The organism is Pseudarthrobacter raffinosi, assembly GCF_023913735.1.
Lineage (GTDB): Bacteria > Actinomycetota > Actinomycetes > Actinomycetales > Micrococcaceae > Arthrobacter > Arthrobacter raffinosi.
Genome location: NZ_JAMXBH010000010.1, coordinates 37,106 through 60,733, shown reverse-complemented (window position 1 = coordinate 60,733; position 23,628 = coordinate 37,106). Strand labels below are relative to the sequence as shown.

The window sequence follows — 23,628 nt, the reverse complement described above, 5'->3', positions numbered from 1 at the left end:
ACCCGCCATTGTCCACAGTGGGTCAGTGCCTGACACTGTCCCCAACGAAGCGCAAGGTCCGGCAGTCCCGGACGGGCCGTCCCGACGCCGGCAGGTTGCCGCCATGGTCGGCTTCCTCGCGCTTTCCTGGGCCGTGTCGTTCTTGGGGTCCCTCCCGATCCGAACGGCTGCCGGCGGCTGGTACGCCCTGGCGGACAAGGCCCCCTGGACGCCTCCCGGGCTGATGTTCACGTCGGTCTGGCTGGTCCTGTACGCGGCAATGGCCGTGGCGGCCTGGCTGGTGTGGCGGCAGCGGCGCCTCCCGCGCCGCCGCGCGCTCAGGCTCTACGGACTCCAGTTGGCCCTGAACCTGCTCTGGCCCTTGACCTTCTTCGGCCTGTATCCCCTGCTGGGGACCGCGGCGCTCTGGCTGGCCCTGGCCGTCCTCGCCGCCCTCATCCTCACAGCAGCCCTGACAGTTCTGCGCTTCGGACCCATCAGCCCAACGGCCGGACTGCTGATGCTGCCGAACGTCTCGTGGCTGGTATTTTCGGCGTCCCTGAACCTTTACGCCGCCGTCAGTAACTAAAGCCGGCGCGAGCGTGTAATCGCTCACACTTTCGCCATTTCTGTTGCAAATGTCGGCGGCAAGCATGAACCATGAGATCGGGACCCCGTTCCCGCACTACCAAGATCAGCAATCCTCACCGACGAGGATGCGGCCCCCTCAAGGACGACGCGGAGCCGTTAACTGCATGAGCGAAAGTACTGACAATGACGTTTGAAAACACTGACTCCATCACGCTGAAAATCTGGGACCGGTCTGCGATTGAGCACACCCTGGAGAGCATTGTGCACGACCTCTCGGTCAAGGCGAACACCACCAAATGCCGCATTGCGGTCCAGTGCAGCGGCCCCAACACTTTCACGGTCAGCGTCCGTGGCCAGGAACGCCAGCTCGCCACCGTCTGATCGGTTCACGGCTAAAACTGAAGCGGACGACGGCGGGAGGTTCCCGGCGTCGTCCGCTTTCGTTTTGCTTCCGGGCTGACAGCCTTACGCGGTGGCCTGGCGGCTCACCATCTCGTTGATCCAGATCGGCGCGAACGGTGACGTGCAGTTCGGGGGCGTCGGGTAGTCCTTGAGGACCTCAAGCCGTTCGCCGATATCGAGCGCCCGGGCCCGGTGCTCGGGATGCTCGATCCCAATGAAGGCCAGCGTGTGGTTCATGGCCCAGTGCAGCCGGTCCGGGGCGTCCTTCATCTGGGCCTCGATGATGTCCAGCATCCCAGGGAGGTCGAGCCCTGCGGGCGTATTCGCCACCCGTTCGCTGGTCAGGGCCCAGCCGGCGCTGGCGACCACCGGATCCGGATCAGCCATCCAGGCCACGCGCAGGTCCTCCGCGTGCGGGCTCTTCTTCACGACGTAATTCACGAGCCAGTCGTGCACTTTGGGGGCGCGCGCCTCGCGGAGCATGGTGTCCAGTTCGTCGCGTTCGAAGGCCTTTGGCCGGCAGATCAGCAGGGCCACCAACCTGGCCGGAGTGTCGTTCGTGGACCAGAGCTCGCGCGCGAGTTCCTGCTGGGTCTTCAGCCGCTTCGCGACCGCGCGCAGCTTGGACAGGTTCACGCCGTGGTCGTCGCCGCGCTTCTCGTTCGCCTCGCGCATCTTCGGGTCCTCAAGCACGGCCAGCTCGGCCATCACTTCGCCCAGCAGCCCGGCCGTTATCGTCTCCGACATTGTCACCCTTTCGGTCACCCTTTTGTCGGTTCCAGCCTACGGCTGCCGGCGGGCAAGAGTCCCGTCCATCGCGGAGGTCATGAGCGGTCCGGTGCGTCGGCCTCGCCGAGAAGCCTACGCTCGGACGGTTCCCGCAAAATGCTTTGAGGAACCGCTGGATTCGCGTGGGATGAGTGTTGGCATAGCCCGGCGTATGCGGGGTTCCTTGCTTGGGTTGACGATCAGGTCTATGGCGGTCCCCGCAATCTGGTCGAGGGGGACGCGGACAGACGACAGGGGCGTGGGGAGCATCGCTGAGAGCGGAATGTCGTTGTAGCCGACCAGCGCAAGGTCTTCTCCGACGGTGATGCGGAACCGGTGGGCGGCCGCCATGATACCCATGGCGATGTTGTCGTTTGCAGCGAACACTGCAGTTGGCCGCTTCCTGCCCTTTACTGACAGCAGCGATTCACCTGCCGAGTATCCATTTTCGATGCCGTAGCCGGCGGCAACCAGCCATTCGTCCCGCTCCTCGATGCGCGCTTCCTGCATCGCTCTCCTGGCACCGGCCAGGCGGGCGATGCCTGTGGAGGTGAAGGAGGGGCCGGTGACGACGGCTATGTCGCGGTGGCCCAGATCAATGAGGTGCCGTACCGCCAGATAGCCGCCCACTTCATCGTCCCCGAGTGCGGAAGGGCTTTCGCCGTCGGTGCGCAAGATCAGGGCATGCGCAACGCCGCGTTTGCGCAGCAGGCGGGGAAGCTCATCATCGAGCCGCGCAGTGGCCAGGATGAGGCCGTCGACGTTCCGGTCCAGAAGCGTTTCCGCGGCTCGGCGTTCGTCGTCCGGATCGTCCCCGCTGGTGGCGACCATGGCGAAGTAGCCGCGGTCCGCTGCGGCGCGCTCCAACTCTTCGAACATCAGCGCCATGACGGTGTCGCTCAGCCGGGGAACAAGTACGCCGAGGGTGCGGGTTTCACCCCGGCGCAGGTTGGAGGCGAAGGAGTTCCGGCGGTAGCCCAACTCCTGGGCGACCTTCCGGACGTGGGCAGCCGCAGCCGACTTTGATGCAGTTCCCCGCTCATCCAGCGCCCGGCTGGCGGTGGAGAGACTCACCCCGCTGGCCGCAGCAACGTCCCTGAGCGTGACATTCGTGCCTGGGACAGCCGGTTCCATGCGAATTCTCCTGTTCGGGATGGTGTTACTAGACACTCTATTTCCTTCCGGGTCTGAACTTTCCCCTTGACAGTGAGGTGAACCACACCGCAGAATGAAAACGTTCCCGCAAACGTTCTCACATTCTAGCGGGACTACCGATCCAACCGACAGAGGAAGCTCTCATGACCATCGATCTCCGCGGGCTCGTTCCCGCACCTATAACCCCGTTCAACCGTGACGGCAGTGTCGACGTAGACGCAATCCACCGCCTCGGTGGCTGGCTGGCCAGCGTCGAAGGCGTCAAGGGCCTCGTCGTTCTCGGCCATGCTGGTGAAGGAACCTTCCTGACCCAGGACGAGCAGGCGCTGGTCATCCGGGAATTCAAGAACGCCGTCAACGGCGAAATCCCGATCATCGCCGGCATCACCGGTGAGGGAAACACCGTCGCTGCCCTCGAGGCCAAGCGTGCCGTCGAAGCCGGCGCCTCCGCAGGGCTCGTTTACCCTTCGCACGGCTGGCTCCGCTTCGGCTACCAGAAGGGCGCACCGCAGACCCGCTACAAGGAAATCTACGAAACCTCGGGCCTGCCGCTGATTCTCTTCCAGTACCCGGACGCCACCAAAGCAACCTACGACTTGGAGACCCAGCTGGAGATCGCCGGCATGGAAGGCGTGTTCGCCACCAAGAACGGTGTCCGGAACATGAAGCGCTGGGACACCGAAATCCCGGTCCTGCGCGAAACCTACCCGGACCTGCAGATCCTCACCTGCCACGACGAGTACCTGCTGCACACCATGTTCGACGTGGACGGCGCCCTGGTCGGCTACGGCGGACTCGCTCCCGAACCGCTGGTGGAACTCATCGCCGCCGGCAAGGCCAAGGACTACGCCGCGGCCCGCGCCATCCACGACCGCCTGCTGCCGGTGACCAAGAACGTCTACCACCGCGGATCCCACATGGAAGGCACCGTCGCCCTCAAGGAAGGCCTCGTCGCCCGCGGCATCCTCGAACACGCCACCGTGCGCCCGCCGCTGCTTCCCCTGGCCGAAGGAGCCGGCGACGAAATCGCACTGGCCCTGAAGTCCGCTGACCTTGGCAGCGTCACCGTTCCCGCCTGATCTCCGGATCCCTCAGGGTGGCGGGCACAGCCCGCCACCCTGACCCCCTAATGCTTTATTCTCCAATTAGGTCAACGACGACCACAGCAAAGCCGCTGTAGAAGGAGGACTCGCAATGCGCGAGCCGAACAAGACCATCGCCTCCCCGCACGCCCACCGAGGACAAATGGTCAACACCGATAGCAGCCCGGCCCAGGCCGCACCGGCCAAACGCCGGACATTCCTCGGCTACCTCGCCCTCATGGGCCCGGCCTTCGTCGTCGGAGCGTGGCAGTTCGGACCCGGCAACCTCACCACCGCCGTGCAGGCCGGCAGCCGGTTCGACTACACCCTAGTCTGGGTCATCGCTGTCTCCACCATCCTCATGATCTTCTTCACCGACATGAGCGTCCGCCTCGGCATCGCGACCCCCGCCTCCCTGATCACCTCTATCAAAGACCACCTCGGCAAATGGGTCGGAGTGCTGGCAGGATTCGGCGTCTTTGGAATCACGCTCATGTTCTCCGTCGGCAACGCTGTCGGCTCCGGCCTGGGACTCTCACTGATTTTCGGCGGCTCCCCGGTGCTGTGGACCGTGGTCTGCACCGCCGCCGTCGGCTTCGTCCTGGCCTTCCGCAACGTATACGGAATCGTGGAAAAAGCCCTTCTGGTCATCGTCGTCCTCATGGGCCTGGCTTTCATTGCCAGCACCGTGGTAGCCCAGCCCGACTGGTACCGGTCCATGGAAGGCCTGATTCCAAGCCTGCCGCCAGGAAGTGAAATCCTCGTCGTCGCCCTGGTCGGCACCAACTTCTCCATCAACGCCGCCTTCTACACCTCATACGGCATCAAGGAACACCGCCGCTCCCGCGCCGACTACCGCGACATCACCCTCGTGGACACCATCCCCGGCATCGTCGCCCCCGGCATCATGACCGCCCTCGTCATCATGGTCGCCGCGGCCGTGCTCGGCAAAACCGGCGCCGAAGCAGGGACCATTAACGCCCTCGCCTCCGTCTTCACGCCCCTGGCAGGTCCCATCGGCGCGATGGTGTTCGCCCTCGGCCTCTCCGGAGCAGCCTTCTCATCCATGATTGCCAACGCCACCGCCGGCGGCACCATGCTCTCCGACGCCCTCGGTCGCGGAGCCCAGGCAGGATCAGCCACCGCCCGCATCTTCACAGGAGTCATCCTGGCCTTCGGCCTGGTCATCACCCTCTCGTTTCAGGCCTCACCCGTAGGCCTGATCGTCATCGCCCAATCCCTCACCGTGCTCATCGCCCCACTGCTCGGGGTACTGATCGTCATCATGGCCAACAAAACCTCCATTATGGGAGACCTCCGCAACAGGTGGTGGCACAACCTCCTCGGCGCCATCGGACTCATAACCATCATCGCCTCCTCCATCAGACTGATCACCACACTGATCGGCTGAAACCTGCCAAGAGTCGGAACGTAGAAGCGGACGACGCCGGGACCTCCCGACGTCGTCCGCTTTCGTTAGTTAGGTAGTGGTTGCCTTCGGGACACAGGCCACCTGCGGGAGGTCGACGAATTCTGTCCCCGGCACCGCGAGCTCCTCGGCCCATTGCTGCCTTGTCCACTCGAGCCGATCCGTCCAGTGCCATGGCCCGCCGACCAGGCCATAGAGGAACCGGGCATACTCCGGCGTGACCCCAACAGCCCGGTCCAGACGTGCGTCATCCGGCAAAGGGCGGGCCGTCCAGGCAGGCGGCTGAAGCATCTGGAGCGTTGTGGTTGTGACCTTCAAAGACATCCAAACCCTCGATATCGATCCTCCGTCAATCCTATTCGAGACCTCGTTGAACAAGAACGTCGGTTCCACGGCGGCCAGACGCCGAAAGTAGGCGCCCTACTCTTCGCCGGTGTCCCGCGCTTCCAGGTGCTTCGCCATGGCTTCGCAGGCCTGGTTCCAGCGGGCAGTGAGGGCCTGCCGGTTCAACGGTTCGAACATGCTGTTGAGGACTTTCTCCACTGCGTCGTATGCGGCGTCCCGAACGCGTTCCTGCGCCGCTTGGCTGTAATAGTTCATGACAGGGGTTCGTTACGGGGACGCCGAAAGATGGCGTGTCACGGCTACCATCAATGTGCCAGGCACCGAAGGTGAGGAAGAACGACGGCGGGACTTCCCGCCGTCGTCCGCTATCCGCACTCAGCCCAAGTTCGCAGTGCCGATCTCACGGTTCACGGCCGGCATGATTTCGGTGGCCAGCAGCTCGATGGAACGGGCCGTTTCAGCGAACGGCAGGCCGCCGAGGCCGATCTGTGCCATATACCGGCTGTTGCCCAGGGTTTCGTGGATCCCGAGGAGTTTCTCGGTGACCTGCTGCGGGCTTCCCACCAGCAGTCCGCCGCCCGGCTCGGCCCAGTCGTCAAAAGTGGAACGCGGAAAATGGTCTACGGCGCGCGGCATGTTCTGTTCGAAATAGGCCCGGCAATGCGGATAGAAGGTGTCCCGTGCATGCTGTGATGTGGGCGCCGTGTAGAAGTGCCCACCCACGCCGATGGGCAGGCTTGCTCCATCGTGGCCCGCCTCGTCGGCACTGTGGCGGTAGAGCTCCGCAAGCCGGCGGAACCGCTCAGGCCCGGACAGCAGCGCGATGAACAGCGGCAGCCCAAGCCTTCCCGCCCGGGCGAAGCTGGCCGGCGTCCCGCCCACGCCCACCCAGACGGGAAGCCTTTCCTGCACAGGGCGGGGCGCGATGTCCATGCCCGGAATGCTCTGCGTAAGGTTTCCCGTCCAGTCCAGGGTGGCCTTGTCCCGCAGCTCTAGGAGCATGCGCAGCTTCTCGTCGAACAGGCCGTCGTAGTCCTCGGTGTTGTGGCCGAACAGCGGGTAGGACTCAATGAACGCCCCGCGGCCAGCGATGATTTCGGCGCGGCCGTCACTGATCAGGTCAAGCGTGGCGAACTGCTCGAACAGCCGCACCGGGTCCTGCGTGGACAGCACCGTGACTGCGGTGCTGAGCCGGAGGTTGGTGGTTTCCCGGGCGATGGCCGCCAGCACGATTTCGGGGGCGGACAGGGCAAAGTCGCGCCGGTGGTGCTCGCCCAGGCCCAGGAATTTTAGGCCCGCCTGGTCCGCCAGTTTGGCCAGCTCGATGACCTCTTTCAGCCGCTGCTGGGGTGACAGCGCGTTGCCGGTGCTGATGTTGCGGGAAAGCTCGCCGAAGGTAAAGATGCCAAAGTCCATGTTTGGTTGAACATTCAATCTTCTGGATTCATTCCGGAGGTGGGAGGACGACGGCGGGAGGTGCCGCCGTCGTCCGCTCATCTTTGGTACTAGCCGCTGAAGGCGACCTTTTCCCAGGACAGGATGTCAGCGCCCTTGGCGCCGTTTCCGGCCACGGTGAACCTGACGTAATTTGTGGCGTTGTTGGAGCCGTCGACGGTGATGCGCTGCAGGTCGTCGGCGGCGGTCTGGCCGTAAACCGTCAGCCACGGTGAGCCCTCGGCCAGGGGCTGGTTCTCGGCGTAGACGTGGCTGTCACCGTTGAGGAGATAGACCGGGCCGTCAAAGCGGTTGGTTTCCTCGACGATGGTCCGGACGATCTCGCGGAAGCCGGAGACTGCTTCCGGGTTGGCCAGGGCGGCGTCGAGCAGGGCGGGATCGAACATGTCAGCCTGGGTCATCAGGACCACTGCCCGATCGTTGCGGCGCGTGGCGTCACTGAAGGTCTCGCGCAGCTGCGCCAGGACGGCCTGGGTCCGGTGCTCCACTTCAGCCAACTGCTCGGGGGTAGCGGCAATTTCGCCCAGGCCGGTCCACGGCTGGAGCGAGTTGTTGCTGCCCTGGACGTTGACCACGGAGAAGGCCACGCGGTTCTGCGTGAAGCGGACGTCTTCGGGCAGGCCCAACTTCTCCTGGGTCTTGACGGGCATCGTGGCACCCAGGGTCTTGCCAGGTTCGTTGAAGAAGACTTCGCGCAGCTTGTCCAGGCGTTCCAACGGGTTGTAGGCGCCATTATTGGTCCGGTGGCAGTCCACCCATTCGTTGTCGCCGGGCGTGAAAATCAGCGGGTGCTCGAAGGTGTCGAACTCGGCGCGGATGTGCTGGAAGTATTCATCCGAACAGACGGAAGAGCCGTTCTTGATGTCACCGACGTGGGTGACAAACTTCAGCGCGCTGTCGGCATTGATGTCCTGGATGCGCGCCGGAAACTTCGCGATTTCGGCAGCGCCGTAGGGGATGTCGCCAATGACGCCGAAGCTGAACGCCTGCTGGCTGTCGGCCGCATCGTCGGCGGCAGCGGCGGGCTGGATCCCGGTGCCAACACTGGCTGCGATGAGGGCCACTGCGGCGGCGGTGGTGAAACTGTTCAGGCGCATGGGGATTTCCTAACTCGGGTTTCTGCGGTGATTCCGCCCGCGAAGCGTGCAAGCGGGGGCGTGAAAAGACTTCCCGACGCGGAATAACGTGCAGCAGCCCTGCGGTTTCGGCGCAATGAACAGCGAGTGGCCCAGTGAGCAAAACGGACGACGGCGGGAGGTCCCGCCGTCGTCCGCTTCAGTTCTTGCTCGCTACTCGGAGCGCAGCACCGCTGCCACCGGCAAGCGGCGCGCACGGCGGGCCGGGACAAGCGCGCCCAGGAACGTTACGGCGAGGGCTCCGGCCACGATCAGGACAACACTCCTGACGTCGAGAATCCCGACGTCCACGACGAACCCGGAGACTGCTCCGATGCCGTCGTTGATGACTTTCTCCTGCATCCACAGGCCCAGGGGTATCCCCACGGCGGTGGCCGCCACGGTAAGTATTCCTGCAAAGGTGAAGACCATGCCGGTGATCTGTGCCCCGGTCATGCCAAGCGTCTTGAGGATAGCGGTGTCGCGCAGCCGTTCCCGCATGGCCAGCAGCGTCGTGTTGAACGTTCCCACCACGGCCAACAAAACGATCACCGCCGAAAAACCGCCGATGGTGCGGTCGATCGGTGTCATGTCTGCTTCGTAGCCGAGGAAGGTCGCCAGCATCAAATCGCCTGCCTGGGCGTTGAGTGAATCCACGAACTCCTGATGGCTCACGCTTTCCTTCAGCCGGAGGAGATGCGTATCAGGCTGCATGTGGGGTGTCGCGGCGGCAAGGGTGCTCCAGGCGACGCGAAACCCGCGGACTTCGATATCGTTCATCAGGCCCACCACCGTAAGCCTCATCTCCGTGCCGCTGACAGTTCCCCTCACGGTGTCGCCCAGCTTTATACCGAGCTCCTTGGCGGTGAAGGCGTTCATGACGGCCTCCCCCGGTGCGGCGAACCAGCGGCCCTTGGCGGCACGGAATCCCATGGCCTCGGCGTCACCATGCACGCCCATGACAGCGAGTGCCTTGGCTTGGCCAGGCATGACGTAACGGGCTCCGGAGGACTTTACGGAGAAGGCGATCTCCGGACTTTGGGAAAGAAGTGTCTGCACTTGATCAGGTGAGCCGCCGGGTGCTTTGAACACGGTGACGTCCTGCGCCCCGCCCCAGGTGCCCCGGTCCTTGATGAATCCATCCATGGTGGGGCCAAACGTGGCCGCGAACGTCAGTGCAGCCATGCACGCTGCGACCCCAACGACCGTGAGCAGTGCCCGCACCGGCCGGTCACCCACGGCAGCGGCGCCGAGCCCGAAGTGCCTGGGCAGGCCCATCCGGACGATCGCTGAGCTCCGCCGGGACAGTTTCCCAAGGCCCGGCGAGCGGCCACGGCTGATGGCGGTCGCCGCACTCAATCGAGCCGCCCGCAGGCCGGGCATGGCCGCGGCAGCCACCACCAGCAGCATGAATCCGGCAGCTACGAGCAGGATCAGCGGCGGGTTGACCGCCGAAGGCGCCGGCAGGCCCAACTGAATCGCCGATATCGCTCAGGAAATATGCACCGCCCAGGATTCCCAACGGCAGCCCGAATACCGCCCGATTCCTGCCGGCACGCCAACCTGGGCCACAAGGAGACCCATGACCTGCCAGGGGGTGAAGCCCAGGGCCTTCGCGACGCCGAAGTCGCGGTAGCCCGCGAGTACGGTGCCCGCGATCACGCTGGCAATGGTCAGGGCGACGGCGATCAGGATTACGATCGCGAAGCCGTAGACGATACCTCCGAACGCCGCGACAGACCAGTTGGAACCGCTGCGCATGTCCTGCCAGCTCAGGGGCTCAGCTGACTGGGCCCCTGGAACCAGGGCCGCCCCGATCCTTTCCTTAGCCGCCGCGACCCCGTTGTCGGAGACATCCCCGGCGAGCCTGTAGCCTGCCAGGTACCGTAGCGGGGCGTCGGCACTGCTCAGCGATGACATCTCTGTGGGCAGGACCCATCCTCGCTGGATCTCGCCGCGGACGGACGTCGTAGTTAGGTCGATCAGCACTCCCACGATGCGGAACTCGGCGGGACCGGCCGCCGTCGGGAGTGAAAGATTCTGTCCGAGGCGCAGCTCCGGAGGATTCCAGCCGTCGTGTGGCGTAACGGCGATCTCACCGGCTTGTTGCGGCCAGCGGCCTTCCACGAAGGACAGTTTGCCCACGTCGCCGCCGGGATCAGTGCGTCCGACCACCTGGATAGGGCCCTTCTCGCCTGCCGACTGCCCGAGGAGCTCGACGCTGTCCTGGATCTTTCCAAGGACGGCAACGCCCGGAAGGGAGGCCGTGGCTTCAATGTCACCCTTGCTCTCCAGGCCGGCATCGAACTCCATGACGAGATGGGGCCCGGCGGCGGCCTCGAAGGCACGCTCCCAGGGCCGGCGGGTGTCCAGCAGCAGGGTGGTGTCGTCGGCCAGCTGACCGTCCCGGAGCGCCAGCATGCGCCGGCCGTAGCTTGCGGCCAGCTTGATGTCGTGCGTCACGAGCACGATGGTCTGGCCTGACTCGTTCATGGCTGCCAGCAGTTCCATGACGTTCTTGCCCCGAGCGGGTGTCGAGGGCGCCGGTGGGCTCGTCTGCGAGGATGAGCGTCGGGGCATTGATGAGTGCCCTCGCCAGGGCCACCCTCTGCCGCTGGCCGCCGCTCAGCGTCTCCGGGTACCGCCGCCCCAACTCGGCCGCGCCGAGTTCCTCCAACTGGGCCTGCGCCCGGGCCTTGGCCTTCCTTCGGGGAACGCCGGCAAGTTCGGTTGGAACCATGACATTCTCCAGGACGGTCAAGCTCTCGATCAGGTTGAAGAACTGAAAGACAAAGCCGACCCCCTTGCGCCGATGCCTCGCCAGGGCGGACTCGCTGGCCTCACCCACGTCAATCCCGCACACTTCCACCCGGCCCGAGGTGGGCCGGTCCAGGCCGGCGATCAGGTCGAGCAGGGTCGATTTACCACTGCCAGATGGACCGACGACGGCGGTGAACTCGCCCCGTTCGATGTCCAAGTCAATGCCGTCGAGCGCAGCCACGCCCGAATTTTCGGCAAAGAGGCGGCTGACGTTCTGCATGACGACGATGGCACTCACCTAGTTCCTGCTGAACTGCTCCGCGCAGGCATCGAGCCATTTCAGGCTGGCCTCGGTGTGCAGCCGGCCAGCCTGAAACAGTAGTGCCAGCGGCGAGCCTGCCTGTCCGCTGGACGTGCCCTGCAGCGCGCGCTCCTGGTCTGCCAGGTCGCGCAGCCGCTGCAGGTAGGCGTGCCGCTGGTTGTCGAGGACTTTGAGGATCCTCGTCGTGTCCGGATCCCTTTGCAGGGCCAGGAGCAGCACTTTCACATAAATTTCTTCCCTGAGCAGCTCCGGCTGCTTGTCAGGGTTATCGAGCCATTCGTCAAAAAGACGGCGCCCCTCCTCCGTGGCGACAAATTCCTGCCGCCCGCGGTCGCCCCGGCTTCCGGACGGCTGGACCAGCCCGTCGCGTTCAAGCCGCTGCAGCATCTGGTACACGGAACCGATGTTCAGATCCCACGTGCCGGCCAGGACGTCCTCGAACTGTTGCTTGACCTCGTAGCCGTGGAGGGGGCCGCTGGTCAGGAGGCCCAGAATGCCCAGACGAAGCGACACCGTGACCTCCAACCTACCGCGCAACCTGCTATGTATAGGACAGAAGCATAGGCCATATGTATTGATGATGCAAGGGGGTTACGTGACGGACGACGGCAAGGACCTCACGCCGTCGTCCGATTGCGTTAAGCCGTGCGGAGCCGGCCGAGGCAGTAGTTCTTGACGCAGTGCCGGACCGGCCGCGGCAGCCGTGGATACACCAGGGCGGACCACCGGGTGGTGCGGTCGAACAGGCGGCTGTGGCGGTCGCTCCAGGGCAGCCCGAAGCCGGCGCGCAGGTGGTCCGGCAGCTGCCCGGCGGTGATGAACCGGATCAGCGGCATACTCATCCGCAGCCAGAGTGGCCCGGCTGGCGGGTACAGGAGGTCGCGGCCGACGCCGGCGGTGACGGCGTCCAGCTCCAGTGTCAGCAGGGACGTGTCCCAGTATGTCCTGAAGGCTGCGCGGTCGGCCGGCCACAGGTTCGCCGGCACTTGCAGGACGGTGCCGATTCTTGCGTAATCGCTGTACATGAAGTCTGCCGCTTCGTCGTCGAGCGGGCCGTAGATTTTCTCGTAAATGGTGATGGCGGTGTCGTACAAGGTTGCCACCACCCATAATTGCGCCTGGGCATCGAACGCGCTGTACCCGCGGGAGCCGGCGTCGGGCTTGCGGCGGACCGCGGAGTGGGCCCGGTTAACGCTGCGGCGAACGGCCGCAACCTGGGCCTCGGTTCCGTAAACCACAGCGTAGACGTAGGTGACGGTAGCCCGGAAGCGGTCCAGGGGACGGGCAATAAAGTCACTGTGCTCGGCGACGCCATGGCCCACCGCGGGGTTCGCGATCTGCAGCAGGATGGCGCGGCCCGCCCCTGCGAGCAATACACCTTCAGCGCCGATGTCGGCCAGGTTCCGCACCATGGACCCACGATACCGGAGAAGGCAACCGCTGCTTCCCCCGCGACGCCGTCAATGCGGGCTACCTCAAGGACGGAGACATGTATTCCGTCTGCGTGACCATCGATGAGTATCCCCGAACTTCACGGGTAATTTCGTACGGATCAACTGGACCGCCACTATGCTGGGCAAACCACCAAAGGAGACGGCACGGCAGCGCAAGGGGGAACTGTTGGAATCAGGTTCTGGCGACAGGGAGTTTCCCCGCATCCGCCGTTCGCCCAGCGGGCGCATTCCGCAGTGGGCAATCGATGAGGCACTGGGCAAGCCGCCAGCGCCCGAGCCGTGGCGCGGTGCCCCCATCTCGCCAATCTCGGCCAAGAGGACCGTCCACCGCCGGAAAGTCCGCGGGAGCAAGTGGAGATCGCGCACCGCCACTGTCCTGGGCATCGCCCTGGTGGTGGGTCTCTATTTCACGCCGACCCTCTTCGACCGGTTTGTGTTGCCGGCAGCCATGCCCCACCTGCCGGGCGCCAAAGTGCCGCCACCAGGGTTTGAGGCCGCATCAGCCCCGCTCGGACTGCCGCCAGCCACCAGCGGATCCACCGCCTATGTCCTGCAGAAGTCCCCGGACCCGGGCCAGGCCTTTGTTGCCTATGACCCCTGCCGTCCGCTGCACTACGTGGTCCGGCCAGACAATGCGCCGCCAGGAACAGACGTACTTATCGAGGAGGCCGTGTCCGCAGTTTCCGCGGCCTCGGGGCTGCAGTTCGTGGATGACGGAACCACGTCCGAGGCGCCATCCGAAGCCCGCGAAGCGTACCAGCCGGCGCGCTACGGCAAGCAGTGGGCGCCGATTCTTATTGCGTGGTCGTCCCCGGCGGAAACACCCAAGCTGGCAGGGAAGGTTGCAGGGACCGGTGGTAGCGCCTACGCCCATATTCCCGGCGAGCCCTATGTGTACGTCGCCGGCCAAGTGACCCTCGATGCGCCGGGCCTCGCGGAAACACTGACCTGGCCGGAGGGTCCTGCCCACATCCGCGCCATCATCATGCACGAGCTGGGGCACGTCCTGGGGCTGGACCACGTGGACGATCCCACGCAACTGATGCATGAGGAAAACAGCGGGCAGTTCGACTTCGGCGATGGCGACCGCGCCGGGCTGGCGCTGCTGGGAACCGGGGAGTGTGTCCCGCGGCTGTAACCCCGAGCGTAAGCACGGCGGGGCGGCTGACCGTATTGCGGGTCAGCGGACTTTGCCCGTCAGCGGACGACGGCGGGACCTCCCGCCGTCGTCCGCTTTCTGTTGGGGGCGCTACCCCTTCCGCTGGGGCATCACCCAAGCAGCGTCCCGGCAGTTGACACCCGCCGGTGCGTGCGGTTGACTTTTGCATATGCTGAAATAACAGTTCCATGATGCGGAATTAAGTATCCGCATAGCCCTACACCGTGGATGCCAGCATCAAAACACGAGGATCTGTTTTATGCACCTTGAACAGTTCAACACGGCCGGCCGCCCGGAGGCTGCCGATTTCCTGCGCCCCTGCCTGGACATCCAACGCTGGATCGACGAGCTCGCCGACGCGCGACCCTATTCCAGCCTCGACGCGCTCCTGGCGGCGGGCGGCGGCGCAGCCAACCCCTTCACTCCGGCGGAGATCGAAGCGGCCCTCGCCCACCATCCGCGGATCGGCGAGCGGGCGCCGGGTGACAGCGCGGAAGCGAAGCTGTCCCAGTCGGAACAGGCCGGACTGGGCGTGGCCGACGCTGCCGTGGCCGAGGCCCTGGCGGAAGGCAACCGGGCCTACGAGGAGAAGTTCGGACAGGTGTTCCTGATCCGCGCCGCCGGCCGCAGCCGCGAGGAGATCCTGGCCGCCCTCAACACCAGGCTCGCCCACACCCCCGAAGCAGAACAATCAATCATTGGCCAGCAGTTGCGGGAAATCGCACTGCTCCGACTCGAAGGACTGATGGGCAGATGAGCACCTCCCACGTCACCACCCATGTACTCGATACAGGCTCCGGAAAACCGGCGGCCGAGGTCCCGGTAACCCTCCACGTGCTCGACGGCGAGAGCTGGGTCCGGATCGCCGGGGGTGCCACCGACGCGGACGGGCGCATCAAACAGCTGGGACCGGACCGGCTGCCTTCGGGGACCTACCGCCTGGCGTTCGACACGGGCAAGTACTACGCCACCACCGGCACCGAAACGTTCTTCCCGGAGGTGACCCTCACGTTTGGCGTGTTGGAATCGGAAGCCCACTACCATGTGCCGCTCCTGCTCAGCCCGTTCGCGTATTCCACGTACCGGGGCAGCTGAGCTCACCGGCCCCTGCCGGAAAACTGAGACGACAGGAAGGGTCCGCGGCGTCGCCGCGGGCCCTTTCGCGCGCCGATCGTCCCGCCCCGCCGGCAGGATCCACACACCCGCCGCAGTCACAATCGGTGATTTAGCCCGGGTGGGCCATAACGGAACAAATTCCTTGACAGTGGCACGGGTCACTTCTATTCTAAATTTTGGGATCCCAAATTGGGATCCCAAAAGATCGCGATCCGGATCCCAGGCCGCAGTTCATAGCCCGGCTTCTCCGGATTTAGGCTCCAGGACGCCCCACCAGCGGCCTCCTGCCCCGCGAACACTCAAGCCTTTCTTCCCGTCTGCAATCTCCCTCTCTGCAAAGGAGAAGTTGTGTCTCTTCGAAATACTGAAACCGCCGTACCGCTCCCCGACGACAAAACCGGCAAAACCGGCAAGGACGGCGTGCAACGTCGCACCAACGTCCGCTGGAAAATGTTCCTGCTCCTGCTGGTCCTCGTCGCCGTCAACTACATCGACAGGGGCTCCATCTCGGTGGCCCTCCCCATCATCCAGAAGGAATTCAATCTCGCCCCCGAGCTCGTGGGCCTCCTACTCTCAGCCTTCTTCTGGACCTACGCGCTCATGCAGATCCCGGTCGGCTGGCTGATCGACAAGTTCGGTCCGCGCAAGGTCATGACGGCTTCCTGCGTGGGCTGGGGTGCGGCAACCGCCGCATCCGGCCTGGCCGGCGGCTTCCTGAGCATGTTCATCGCCCGGCTCGGCATCGGCGTCACCGAAGCCGGCGTGATGCCGGCCGGCGGCAAGCTCAACGCCATCTGGATGCACAAGTCGGAACGCGGCCGCGGCGCCACCATCCTGGACGCCGGCGCCCCCCTCGGGGCCGGTCTGGGCGGCATCCTGATCGCCGGGCTCATCGCGTCAACCGGCAGCTGGCGCACGGCGTTCATCATCGCCGGCGCCGCAACGGTCCTCATGGGTCTGGCCGTCTGGTGGTACGTCCGGGACAACCCGCGCCAGCACCGCGGCGTCAACGCCGCCGAGGCCGAATACATTGAGGCCTCGCACACCGCGGAAGATGCCGAAGCCGCGAAGGAAGGCGCCTCGGGCAAGCGCGCCCTGCTCCCGTACCTGAAGTTCCGTTCCTTCTGGGCCATGTGCTTCGGCTGGCTGGGCTTCAACGGTGTGTTCTACGGCCTGCTCACCTGGGGCCCGCTCTACCTCGCCCAGGCCAAGGGCTTCGACCTGAAGACCATCGGCTGGTCCACCTTCGTGATCTTCGGAGCCGGCTTCGTCGGTGAAATCCTGGGCGGCCACATCGCCGACAAGTGGCGCAACTCCGGCGCCTCGGCCAACTTGGTCATGCGTACCCTGCTGGGCATCTCCAGCGTTGTGGTCATCGGCGGCCTGGTAGGCGTCACCATCGTGGCGGATCCGACGACGGCGGTAGTCCTGCTGTCCGTGGTCATGTTCTTCCTCCGCTGGGTGGGCCTCTTCTGGAGCATCCCCTCCATCCTGGGCGGCCGGACCAATGCCGGCGTCCTGGGCGGCGCCATGAACTTCAGCGGCAACATCGCGGGCTTCGTCACCCCGATTGTGGTAGGCCTGATTGTCGGGGCCACGGGCTCCTACACCTGGGCACTGCTGTACTTTGTAGGATCCGCGGTCATCATGGGCGTCTCCGTGCTGACACTGAACTACAACAAGCGCCTCCCGGTCTAACTCGCCTGACCGGGCCGGCCCGACGGCCTGTACCGCCGAAAGGCCGGACACCGGCCGGGAACGCCGGGCGCACTGCCTGAAGAACCACGAATGGAGCCAGAATTGCTTATCGCAGAAGACACGAACAACACGGACCGCCCCCTCCGGGAGACCGTGCGTGACACGCTCCGTACGAGGATTTTCGAAGGCCACTATGCGCCCGGCACCCGGCTGGTGGAGCGGGACCTCGCCGCCGAATTCAACGTCTCGCGCCTTCCCGTCCGCGAGGCCCTCCGGATGCTCCGCCAGGAAGGCCTGATCCGGGACCGCGCTTCCCGCGGCATGGAGGTCAGCGGACTGAGCGCCAAGGATGTGGAAGACCTCTTTGACGTCCGCCAGTCCCTTGAGGTCCTCGCCTGCCGGCTGGCCGCGGCCCGCGCCACGGCCCAGGACCTCGAACATCTCCAGGGCCTGCTGGACGAGGCCGACCGCTGCCTCGCCAAGGGATCCATCCTGGAAGCCCACCGCGCCAACAGCGAATTCCACGACGCCATCACCCGCATCGCCAACAACGACTTTCTCCGCTCAGCGCTGGAACCCCTTCAGGGCCGCATGCACTGGCTCTTCCGCCACGTCAGCGACCTCCCGGAACTGATCCAGGAACACCGTGACCTGTACGCCGCCATCGCCAGCGGCGACCCGGAACGCGCCGCCGCCCAATCGGCGTCGCACATCGGCAAGTACCGCGAGCAGTTCCCCGAAGACTCCACCGCCGCCGAGCCCAAGCTGCATCGGAAAAAACCATGAAACTCCTGGTCATCAACCCCAACACCAGTGCCGACGTCACGGCGCTGATCGAAGCCGAGGCCGTGCGTTCGGCCGGGCCGGACACCGAGCTGCTCGTGCGGACCGCCGGGCACGGCGTCGAGTACATCGAAACCCGCTTCGAATCCCTCATCGCCGCCGGCGCCGTCGCCGAAATCATCGCCGAGTATCACGGCCAGGTGGATGGCGTCGTGGTGGCGGCGTTCGGCGATCCCGGCATGCCGGCCCTCAAGGAACTGATGGGTGTGCCGGTCATCGGCATCACCGAGGCCGCCCTCTGCGCAGCCGCCCTCCAGGGCCAGCGCTTCTCCATCATCGCCATCTCGGACCGCATCACCGCATGGTACCGGGACTGCGTTGAGCACTTCGGGCTCGGCGGCCGCCTGGCCTCGATCCGTTCCATCAACCAGAGCCTCAACTCGATCGGCTCCGTCCAGGCCGACTTCAAGGACACGCTCCTGGCACTCAGCCGGCAGGCTGTCGCGGAGGACGGGGCCGACGTCGTGATCCTGGCAGGTGCCCCGCTCGCCGGGCTCGCCCGCGAACTTGAGGGACAGATCCCCGTTCCCGTGGTGGACGGCATCTCCGCCGGCATCCGGATGACCGAAGCCGTGGTTGCCCTGCAGTCCGGCTTCCACCGGCAGGGCGCCTTTGCTCCGCCGCCCGTCAAGCGCCGCAGCGGACTGTCCGAAAACCTCGACGCCGCCCTGGCCGCCGCGCAGAACGCCGCCGCCCAGTCGAACGCCGCCGTTGCCTCGGCCGCCCAGCCCGCCACCCAGAAGTAGGAGGACAACGATGTCCCACACCCCAGATCTCGTCATCGCCCACGGCACCGTGGTCAACAGCTTTGGCCGGCAGACCGCGCACGTGGTGGTCCACGACGGCCGCGTCGTGCAGCTGCTCGACGCCTCGGAGCCCGTGCCCGCGGCAACACGCACCGTGGACGCAAGCGGCCAGCTGGTGATTCCCGGCGGCGTCGACGGACACTGCCACGTTGCCCAGGTGACCGGCCGCTTCCGCACGCTGGACGACTACCGCACCACCTCCACGGCAGCGCTGTGGGGCGGCACCACCACCATCATCGATTTCGGCATCCCCCGCGACGCCCAGGAAACCCCCTTGGACGCCGTCCTGAACAAGAAGCGCCTGGCCGCCGAATCGCGCTGCGACGTGGCACTGCACGGCTCCGTGGTCAGCTGGGACGAAACCGTTCCCTGGCAGCTGGAACAGCTCGCCGCCGAGGGTGTCCGGTCCGTCAAGATGTACACCACCAACCGCGGCACCACCATGGCGGACGGGGACACCATCCTGAAGGTCATGCGCGAGATGGTCCGCCTGGACGGCCTCACCTATATCCACGCCGAACACGACCCCATCATCGCGGACTGCACCCAGCAGCACGCCGACGACGGACGGATCGGCGTCGAACACCTGCACCGCACCCGGCCCGAACTGGCCGAAGAGGTCTCGGTCAAGGAAACGCTGGCCATGGCCAAATACACCGGCGCCCCTGTCTACTTTGTGCACCAGTCGACGCCGGGAGCCGTGGATCTGGTCACCGAGGCCCGCGAGCGCGGCCAGGAGGCCTACTCCGAGACGTGCCCGCACTACCTGACCCTGGACGACAGCGTCTACGGATCGGTGATGCCGGAGTGGTACGCCTGCTGCCCGCCGATGCGCAGCGCCGAAACCGTGGCCGCGCTGAAGGACCGGCTTGCCGACGGCGCCATCCACACCGTCGCCTCCGACCACTCCTGCTACGACCTCACACAAAAGCGGGAGCGCCCGGACGACATCCGCGAAATGCCGCACGGACTCCCGGGCGTCGAAACCCGGATGCCCGTCACCTTCACCGCCCTGATGGAAGGAGCCCGCGGAGCACGGGTGGAGGACTTTGTCGAGGTCTTCGCCGCCGGCCCGGCCCGCATCAACGCCCTTCCCCGCAAGGGAACCATCGCCCCCGGGTTCGACGCCGACCTGGTCATCTTCGATCCGGTCGAGGAACGAACCGTCGACGGCGACGCCCTGCACATGGGCACTGATTTCTCCCCGTTCGACGGCCGGACCCTCACGGGCTGGCCCGCCGTCGTCGTCTCCGCCGGACGTGTGGTGGTGGACAGCGACGGGTTCCACGACCCCGGTCCCGTGGGCCGCTTCGTGGCCCGCAAGGGTTTCACCGAACACCGCGACGCCCTGTCCTGGCCCCAGGAATCCCGCCCCGCCGTCTACGCCGCCAGTTAGGAACCCCATGCCAAGCCAAGCACGCAAGACCCGCATCGGCATGATCGTGCCGTCCTCCAATACCTGCCTGGAGCCGCAAAGCTACCGGATCCTGGGCGACCGTGACGACGTCACCATCCACTTCGCCCGGATCCCGGTCACCCGGATTGCCTTGGATAAATCCTCGGACAAGCAGTTCGACGCCGTGGTCATGCGCTCGGCCGCCGAACTCCTCGCCACCGCCGACGTGGACGTCATCGCCTGGAACGGCACCTCCGGCTCCTGGCTCGGTGCCGACCATGACCGCCGGCTCGTGGAGGGAATCACGGACGCCACGGGCATCCCGGCCACCACGTCCACCCTGGCGTACATGGAAGCGTTCCGGACCTACGGCACCGAACGCATCGGGCTCTTCACTCCGTACACCGGGGACGTCAACGAACAGATCGTGGCGTCCTACCAACGGGACGGCATCAAGACTCTCGACCACCGGTTCCTTGGCCTGAGCGACAACGAGTCGTTCGCCCGGGTCTCCGACGCCGAAATGCGGCCCGGATCGTTGGAGCTTGCCGCGACCAGGCCGGACGCCATCATCTACCTCTGCACCAACCTCTACGGGGCCAACATCACCGCGGAAATTGAGGCCGAGACCGGCGTTCCCGTGCTGGACTCGGTGGCCGTAACGCTTTGGCATTGCCTCAGGATGGCGGGCGCACCGCTGCTGGACCCGCGCTGGGGCAGGCTCCTCACGTCTGCCTGAAAGCAACGCGGGGTCAGATACGGCCGATTCTGGGCGGCTTAGTGGGCCATATCCGACCCCGCGTTGCTTGTGGCTCCGTTAGCAGCCAAATGTGACCGTCCGCTCGCCTTGACGCGCGGATCGTCGCCTAGATAATCTCGAGATGCAATAAAGTTTTCTCACAGAACGAAAACTTGAGCCAACTATTCAACGATGAAAAGAGGTTGGACGTGGCTGCAGGAGAAGATACCTCCCATATCCTCAGCGGGTTGACAAATCAGCTGCCTGATCGTGATCCGGAAGAGACCGCCGAATGGCTGGAGTCCCTGGATGCCCTGATTCAGGAACAGGGCACCGAGCGTGCCCAATACATCATGCGCAGCCTGCTGCAGCGCGCCGGCGCACAGAGCGTCGGTGTGCCGATGGTGACCACCACGGACTATGTGAACACCATCCCGGTGGACCAGGAAACGGCGTTCCCGGGGGACGAGGAGATCGAGCGGAAGTACCGGGCCTGGCTGCGCTGGAACGCGGCCATCATGGTGCACCGGGCGCAGCGGGCCGATATCGGCGTGGGCGGGCACATCTCCACGTACGCCGGGGCCGCCACCCTGTACGAGGTGGGCTTCAACCACTTCTTCCGCGGCAAGGACCACCCCGGCGGCGGTGACCAGGTCTTCTTCCAGGGCCACGCCTCCCCCGGCATGTACGCCCGTGCGTTCATGGAAGGCCGGCTCGCCGAGGAGGACCTGGACGGATTCCGGCAGGAAAAGTCCAAGGAAGGCCACGCGCTCTCCTCCTACCCGCACCCGCGGCTCATGCCGGACTTCTGGGAATTCCCCACGGTGTCCATGGGCATCGGCCCGATGAACGCGATCTACCAGGCCCAGTCCAACCGGTACCTGCACAACCGCGGCCTCAAAGACACCAGTGACCAGCAGGTCTGGGCGTTCCTGGGCGACGGCGAAATGGACGAGCCCGAGTCCCGCGGCCTGCTCCAGCTCGCCGCGAACGACAAGCTCGACAACCTCAACTTTGTGATCAACTGCAACCTCCAGCGCCTGGACGGTCCCGTCCGCGGCAACGGCAAGATCATGCAGGAACTCGAAGCGTTCTTCCGCGGCGCGGGCTGGAACGTCATCAAGGTCGTCTGGGGCCGGGAGTGGGATGACCTGCTCACCAAGGACGCCGACGGCTCGCTCGTGAAGATCATGAACGAGACCCCGGACGGTGACTACCAGACCTACAAGGCAGAATCCGGCGGATTCGTCCGCGAGCACTTCTTCGGCAAGACCCCGCAGACCAAAGACATGGTCGCGGACCTGTCCGATGACGAGATCTGGAACCTCAAGCGCGGCGGCCACGACTACCACAAGGTCTACGCCGCGTATAAGGCAGCCACCGAATTCCAGGGTAAGCCCACCGTGATCCTGGCCAAAACGGTCAAGGGCTACGGACTCGGACCCCACTTCGAGGGCCGCAACGCGACCCACCAGATGAAAAAGCTCACCCTCGATGACCTGAAGAAGTTCCGCGACCACCTCCGCATCCCCATCACGGACGAACAACTCGACGCGGATCTCTACCGGCCCCCGTACTACCACCCCGGAATGGACTCCCCCGAAATCCAGTACCTCATGGAACGCCGGCGCGCCCTCGGCGGTTTCGTCCCCGAACGCCGGCCGGACCACGCGCCGGTGGAGCTGCCAGACCCCAAAACCTATGAGATTGCCAAGCGCGGTTCGGGGAAACAGCAGGCCGCCACCACCATGACCTTCGTGCGCCTGCTCAAAGACCTGCTCAGGGATAAGAAGTTCGGACACCGCATTGTCCCGATCGTTCCGGATGAGTCCCGAACCTTCGGCATGGACGCGTTCTTCCCCACGGCCAAGATCTACAACCCGGACGGCCAGGGTTACCTCTCTGTGGACCGGGACCTGGTCCTCGCGTACAAGGAATCCGCCCAGGGCCAGCTGATCCACCCCGGCATCAACGAGGCAGGCGCCGTCGCAGCGTTCACCGCCGCCGGCACCGCCTACGCCACCCACGGCGAGCCGCTGATCCCGATCTACGTGTTCTACTCCATGTTCGGCTTCCAGCGCACCGGCGACGCCTTCTGGGCCGCCGCGGACCAGATGGCCCGCGGTTTCATCATCGGCGCCACCGCCGGCCGCACCACCCTGACCGGTGAAGGCCTCCAGCACGCCGACGGCCACTCCCCGATCCTGGCCTCGACCAACCCGGCCGTCCTCACCTATGACCCTGCGTACGGGTACGAGATGGGCCACATCATCCGGGACGGCATCGAGCGTATGTACGGGCCGGCCGCAAGCGGCGATGGAACCGGACCGGCATCCGATAAGAACCTCATGTACTACATCACGGTCTATAACGAGCCGATCTCCCAGCCGGCCGAACCAGAGAACCTCGACGTCAACGGTGTGCTGAAAGGCATCTACCGGGTGTCGGCGTCGGGTATCGAAGGGCCCAAGAGCCAGATCCTGGCCTCCGGCGTCTCCGTCCCGTGGGCCCTGGATGCCCAGCGGATCCTCGCCGAGGACTGGGGCGTCTCCGCGGACGTCTGGTCCGTGACGTCTTGGAACGAACTGCGCCGGGACGGGCTCGCCGCGGAGGAGGACGCCTTCCTGAACCCGGGCCAGCCCGCCCGCATACCGTTCGTCACGCAGCAGCTCGCCGATGCACAGGGGCCCGTGGTGGCGGTGACCGACTACATGAAGGCCGTCCCGGACCAGATCCGCCAGTTCCTCCCGCACCAGTTCGCCTCGCTCGGAGCCGACGGCTTCGGCTTCTCCGACACCCGCGCGGCAGCCCGCCGCTTCTTCAAGAACGACACCCACTCGATTGTGGTGAAGACCCTGCAGCTGCTCGCTTCGCGCGGAGAGGTGGACGGCGGCGTGCCCGCCTACGCGATGGACCGCTACAAGCTCCTGGACGTCAACGCCGGGACCACCGGAGGCGCCGGAGGCGACTCCTGACCCCCTCATCCAGACAACAGTTGACGGCAGTGTTCCCGT

At 65.4% G+C, this 23,628-nt stretch carries 23 protein-coding genes and 1 pseudogene; 13 read left to right on the top strand and 11 right to left on the bottom strand.

Annotation, left to right across the window (positions count from 1 at the left end; translation table 11 throughout):
* Nucleotides 1–25 precede the first annotated feature (25 nt).
* Nucleotides 26–568: a TspO/MBR family protein gene (locus NG698_RS10800; protein ID WP_252609690.1), complete on the top strand. Its 543-nt coding sequence runs from the start codon at nucleotides 26–28 to the stop codon at nucleotides 566–568.
* Between the two features lie 185 nt (nucleotides 569–753).
* Nucleotides 754–951, top strand: a complete 198-nt coding sequence (locus tag NG698_RS10795) for a hypothetical protein (protein WP_058931239.1) — start codon at nucleotides 754–756, stop codon at nucleotides 949–951.
* An 84-nt stretch (nucleotides 952–1,035) separates the two neighbouring features.
* Here NG698_RS10795 and NG698_RS10790 read toward each other — a convergent pair whose 3' ends face one another.
* Both NG698_RS10790 and NG698_RS10785 read right to left on the bottom strand, forming a co-directional pair.
* On the bottom strand, nucleotides 1,036–1,719 hold the full coding sequence (locus NG698_RS10790) for a DNA alkylation repair protein (protein WP_252609689.1): 684 nt from the start codon (nucleotides 1,717–1,719) through the stop codon (nucleotides 1,036–1,038).
* Nucleotides 1,720–1,833: 114 nt separating this feature from the next.
* Entirely contained in the window at nucleotides 1,834–2,874 is a 1,041-nt protein-coding gene (locus tag NG698_RS10785) for a LacI family DNA-binding transcriptional regulator (protein WP_252609688.1), read from the bottom strand.
* A 164-nt stretch (nucleotides 2,875–3,038) separates the two neighbouring features.
* On the opposite strand from NG698_RS10785, the gene NG698_RS10780 reads away from it, so the two are divergent.
* Together NG698_RS10780 and NG698_RS10775 are read left to right on the top strand one after the other, a co-directional pair.
* The gene (locus NG698_RS10780) at nucleotides 3,039–3,974 is read left to right on the top strand and encodes a dihydrodipicolinate synthase family protein (protein WP_252609687.1); all 936 of its coding nucleotides are present in this window, start codon (nucleotides 3,039–3,041) and stop codon (nucleotides 3,972–3,974) included.
* A 115-nt stretch (nucleotides 3,975–4,089) separates the two neighbouring features.
* A complete protein-coding gene (locus tag NG698_RS10775; protein WP_308293030.1) occupies nucleotides 4,090–5,388 on the top strand; it encodes an Nramp family divalent metal transporter in 1,299 nt (432 codons plus the stop codon).
* A gap of 69 nt (nucleotides 5,389–5,457) precedes the next feature.
* Here NG698_RS10775 and NG698_RS10770 read toward each other — a convergent pair whose 3' ends face one another.
* From NG698_RS10770 to NG698_RS10730, 9 genes and pseudogenes are all read right to left on the bottom strand, one after another.
* Nucleotides 5,458–5,730 (bottom strand): hypothetical protein, encoded by a 273-nt coding sequence (locus NG698_RS10770; RefSeq protein ID WP_252609686.1) that lies wholly within the window; start codon nucleotides 5,728–5,730, stop codon nucleotides 5,458–5,460.
* A gap of 96 nt (nucleotides 5,731–5,826) precedes the next feature.
* Entirely contained in the window at nucleotides 5,827–6,006 is a 180-nt protein-coding gene (locus tag NG698_RS10765; RefSeq protein ID WP_185261628.1) for a hypothetical protein, read from the bottom strand.
* 120 nt (nucleotides 6,007–6,126) lie between these two features.
* On the bottom strand, nucleotides 6,127–7,167 hold the full coding sequence (locus NG698_RS10760) for an LLM class flavin-dependent oxidoreductase (RefSeq protein WP_252609685.1): 1,041 nt from the start codon (nucleotides 7,165–7,167) through the stop codon (nucleotides 6,127–6,129).
* A gap of 89 nt (nucleotides 7,168–7,256) precedes the next feature.
* Nucleotides 7,257–8,303 (bottom strand): metallophosphoesterase family protein, encoded by a 1,047-nt coding sequence (locus NG698_RS10755; protein WP_252609684.1) that lies wholly within the window; start codon nucleotides 8,301–8,303, stop codon nucleotides 7,257–7,259.
* Between the two features lie 192 nt (nucleotides 8,304–8,495).
* Entirely contained in the window at nucleotides 8,496–9,794 is a 1,299-nt protein-coding gene (locus tag NG698_RS10750; RefSeq protein WP_252609683.1) for an ABC transporter permease, read from the bottom strand.
* An 18-nt stretch (nucleotides 9,795–9,812) separates the two neighbouring features.
* Nucleotides 9,813–10,832: an FtsX-like permease family protein gene (locus NG698_RS10745; protein WP_252609682.1), complete on the bottom strand. Its 1,020-nt coding sequence runs from the start codon at nucleotides 10,830–10,832 to the stop codon at nucleotides 9,813–9,815.
* A gap of 94 nt (nucleotides 10,833–10,926) precedes the next feature.
* Nucleotides 10,927–11,361, bottom strand: a pseudogene (locus NG698_RS21960) (ABC transporter ATP-binding protein); the annotation flags it as partial.
* 18 nt (nucleotides 11,362–11,379) lie between these two features.
* Nucleotides 11,380–11,916, bottom strand: coding sequence for a PadR family transcriptional regulator (locus tag NG698_RS10735; protein WP_252609673.1), 537 nt, complete (start codon nucleotides 11,914–11,916; stop codon nucleotides 11,380–11,382).
* A gap of 125 nt (nucleotides 11,917–12,041) precedes the next feature.
* Nucleotides 12,042–12,815 carry an oxygenase MpaB family protein gene (locus NG698_RS10730; RefSeq protein WP_252609672.1) on the bottom strand — a complete coding sequence of 258 codons (774 nt, stop codon included), beginning with the start codon at nucleotides 12,813–12,815 and terminating at the stop codon, nucleotides 12,042–12,044.
* A gap of 208 nt (nucleotides 12,816–13,023) precedes the next feature.
* Here NG698_RS10730 and NG698_RS10725 point away from each other — a divergent pair, with 208 nt between their 5' ends.
* The 9 genes from NG698_RS10725 (at nucleotide 13,024) to aceE (ending at nucleotide 23,589) form a co-directional block, all read left to right on the top strand.
* Nucleotides 13,024–13,995, top strand: coding sequence for a matrixin family metalloprotease (locus NG698_RS10725; protein WP_252602900.1), 972 nt, complete (start codon nucleotides 13,024–13,026; stop codon nucleotides 13,993–13,995).
* 280 nt (nucleotides 13,996–14,275) lie between these two features.
* Nucleotides 14,276–14,773, top strand: coding sequence for a 2-oxo-4-hydroxy-4-carboxy-5-ureidoimidazoline decarboxylase (gene uraD, locus NG698_RS10720; RefSeq protein WP_252609671.1), 498 nt, complete (start codon nucleotides 14,276–14,278; stop codon nucleotides 14,771–14,773).
* Complete coding sequence (gene uraH, locus NG698_RS10715) at nucleotides 14,770–15,111, top strand: hydroxyisourate hydrolase (protein WP_252609670.1); 342 nt, start codon at nucleotides 14,770–14,772, stop codon at nucleotides 15,109–15,111. Before uraD ends, uraH begins: the two co-directional genes overlap by 4 nt.
* Before the next feature lie 369 nt (nucleotides 15,112–15,480).
* On the top strand, nucleotides 15,481–16,830 hold the full coding sequence (locus tag NG698_RS10710) for an MFS transporter (protein ID WP_252609669.1): 1,350 nt from the start codon (nucleotides 15,481–15,483) through the stop codon (nucleotides 16,828–16,830).
* A gap of 102 nt (nucleotides 16,831–16,932) precedes the next feature.
* Nucleotides 16,933–17,616 (top strand): GntR family transcriptional regulator, encoded by a 684-nt coding sequence (locus NG698_RS10705; protein WP_252609668.1) that lies wholly within the window; start codon nucleotides 16,933–16,935, stop codon nucleotides 17,614–17,616.
* Nucleotides 17,613–18,419 carry an aspartate/glutamate racemase family protein gene (locus NG698_RS10700; protein ID WP_252609667.1) on the top strand — a complete coding sequence of 269 codons (807 nt, stop codon included), beginning with the start codon at nucleotides 17,613–17,615 and terminating at the stop codon, nucleotides 18,417–18,419. The genes NG698_RS10705 and NG698_RS10700 overlap by 4 nt, the downstream gene beginning before the upstream one ends.
* A 10-nt stretch (nucleotides 18,420–18,429) precedes the next feature.
* Nucleotides 18,430–19,875, top strand: a complete 1,446-nt coding sequence (locus tag NG698_RS10695) for an amidohydrolase family protein (protein WP_252609666.1) — start codon at nucleotides 18,430–18,432, stop codon at nucleotides 19,873–19,875.
* A gap of 7 nt (nucleotides 19,876–19,882) precedes the next feature.
* Nucleotides 19,883–20,614 (top strand): maleate cis-trans isomerase family protein, encoded by a 732-nt coding sequence (locus NG698_RS10690; protein WP_252609664.1) that lies wholly within the window; start codon nucleotides 19,883–19,885, stop codon nucleotides 20,612–20,614.
* A gap of 209 nt (nucleotides 20,615–20,823) precedes the next feature.
* Nucleotides 20,824–23,589: a pyruvate dehydrogenase (acetyl-transferring), homodimeric type gene (aceE, locus tag NG698_RS10685; RefSeq protein WP_252609662.1), complete on the top strand. Its 2,766-nt coding sequence runs from the start codon at nucleotides 20,824–20,826 to the stop codon at nucleotides 23,587–23,589.
* The last annotated feature ends 39 nt before the right edge of the window (nucleotides 23,590–23,628 follow it).

Excerpts from the sequence above, each read along its gene's own strand:
- NG698_RS10795 (WP_058931239.1), top strand. The coding sequence starts at position 754 with ATGACGTTTGAAAACACTGACTCCATCACGCTGAAAATCTGGGACCGG.
- NG698_RS10790 (WP_252609689.1), bottom strand. The coding sequence starts at position 1,719 with ATGTCGGAGACGATAACGGCCGGGCTGCTGGGCGAAGTGATGGCCGAG.
- NG698_RS10785 (WP_252609688.1), bottom strand. The coding sequence starts at position 2,874 with ATGGAACCGGCTGTCCCAGGCACGAATGTCACGCTCAGGGACGTTGCT.
- NG698_RS10780 (WP_252609687.1), top strand. The coding sequence starts at position 3,039 with ATGACCATCGATCTCCGCGGGCTCGTTCCCGCACCTATAACCCCGTTC.
- NG698_RS10775 (WP_308293030.1), top strand. The coding sequence starts at position 4,090 with ATGCGCGAGCCGAACAAGACCATCGCCTCCCCGCACGCCCACCGAGGA.
- NG698_RS10770 (WP_252609686.1), bottom strand. The coding sequence starts at position 5,730 with ATGTCTTTGAAGGTCACAACCACAACGCTCCAGATGCTTCAGCCGCCT.
- NG698_RS10765 (WP_185261628.1), bottom strand. The coding sequence starts at position 6,006 with ATGAACTATTACAGCCAAGCGGCGCAGGAACGCGTTCGGGACGCCGCA.
- NG698_RS10760 (WP_252609685.1), bottom strand. The coding sequence starts at position 7,167 with ATGGACTTTGGCATCTTTACCTTCGGCGAGCTTTCCCGCAACATCAGC.
- NG698_RS10755 (WP_252609684.1), bottom strand. The coding sequence starts at position 8,303 with ATGCGCCTGAACAGTTTCACCACCGCCGCCGCAGTGGCCCTCATCGCA.
- NG698_RS10745 (WP_252609682.1), bottom strand. The coding sequence starts at position 10,832 with ATGGAACTGCTGGCAGCCATGAACGAGTCAGGCCAGACCATCGTGCTC.
- NG698_RS10730 (WP_252609672.1), bottom strand. The coding sequence starts at position 12,815 with ATGGTGCGGAACCTGGCCGACATCGGCGCTGAAGGTGTATTGCTCGCA.
- uraD (WP_252609671.1), top strand. The coding sequence starts at position 14,276 with ATGCACCTTGAACAGTTCAACACGGCCGGCCGCCCGGAGGCTGCCGAT.
- uraH (WP_252609670.1), top strand. The coding sequence starts at position 14,770 with ATGAGCACCTCCCACGTCACCACCCATGTACTCGATACAGGCTCCGGA.
- NG698_RS10700 (WP_252609667.1), top strand. The coding sequence starts at position 17,613 with ATGAAACTCCTGGTCATCAACCCCAACACCAGTGCCGACGTCACGGCG.
- NG698_RS10695 (WP_252609666.1), top strand. The coding sequence starts at position 18,430 with ATGTCCCACACCCCAGATCTCGTCATCGCCCACGGCACCGTGGTCAAC.
- NG698_RS10690 (WP_252609664.1), top strand. The coding sequence starts at position 19,883 with ATGCCAAGCCAAGCACGCAAGACCCGCATCGGCATGATCGTGCCGTCC.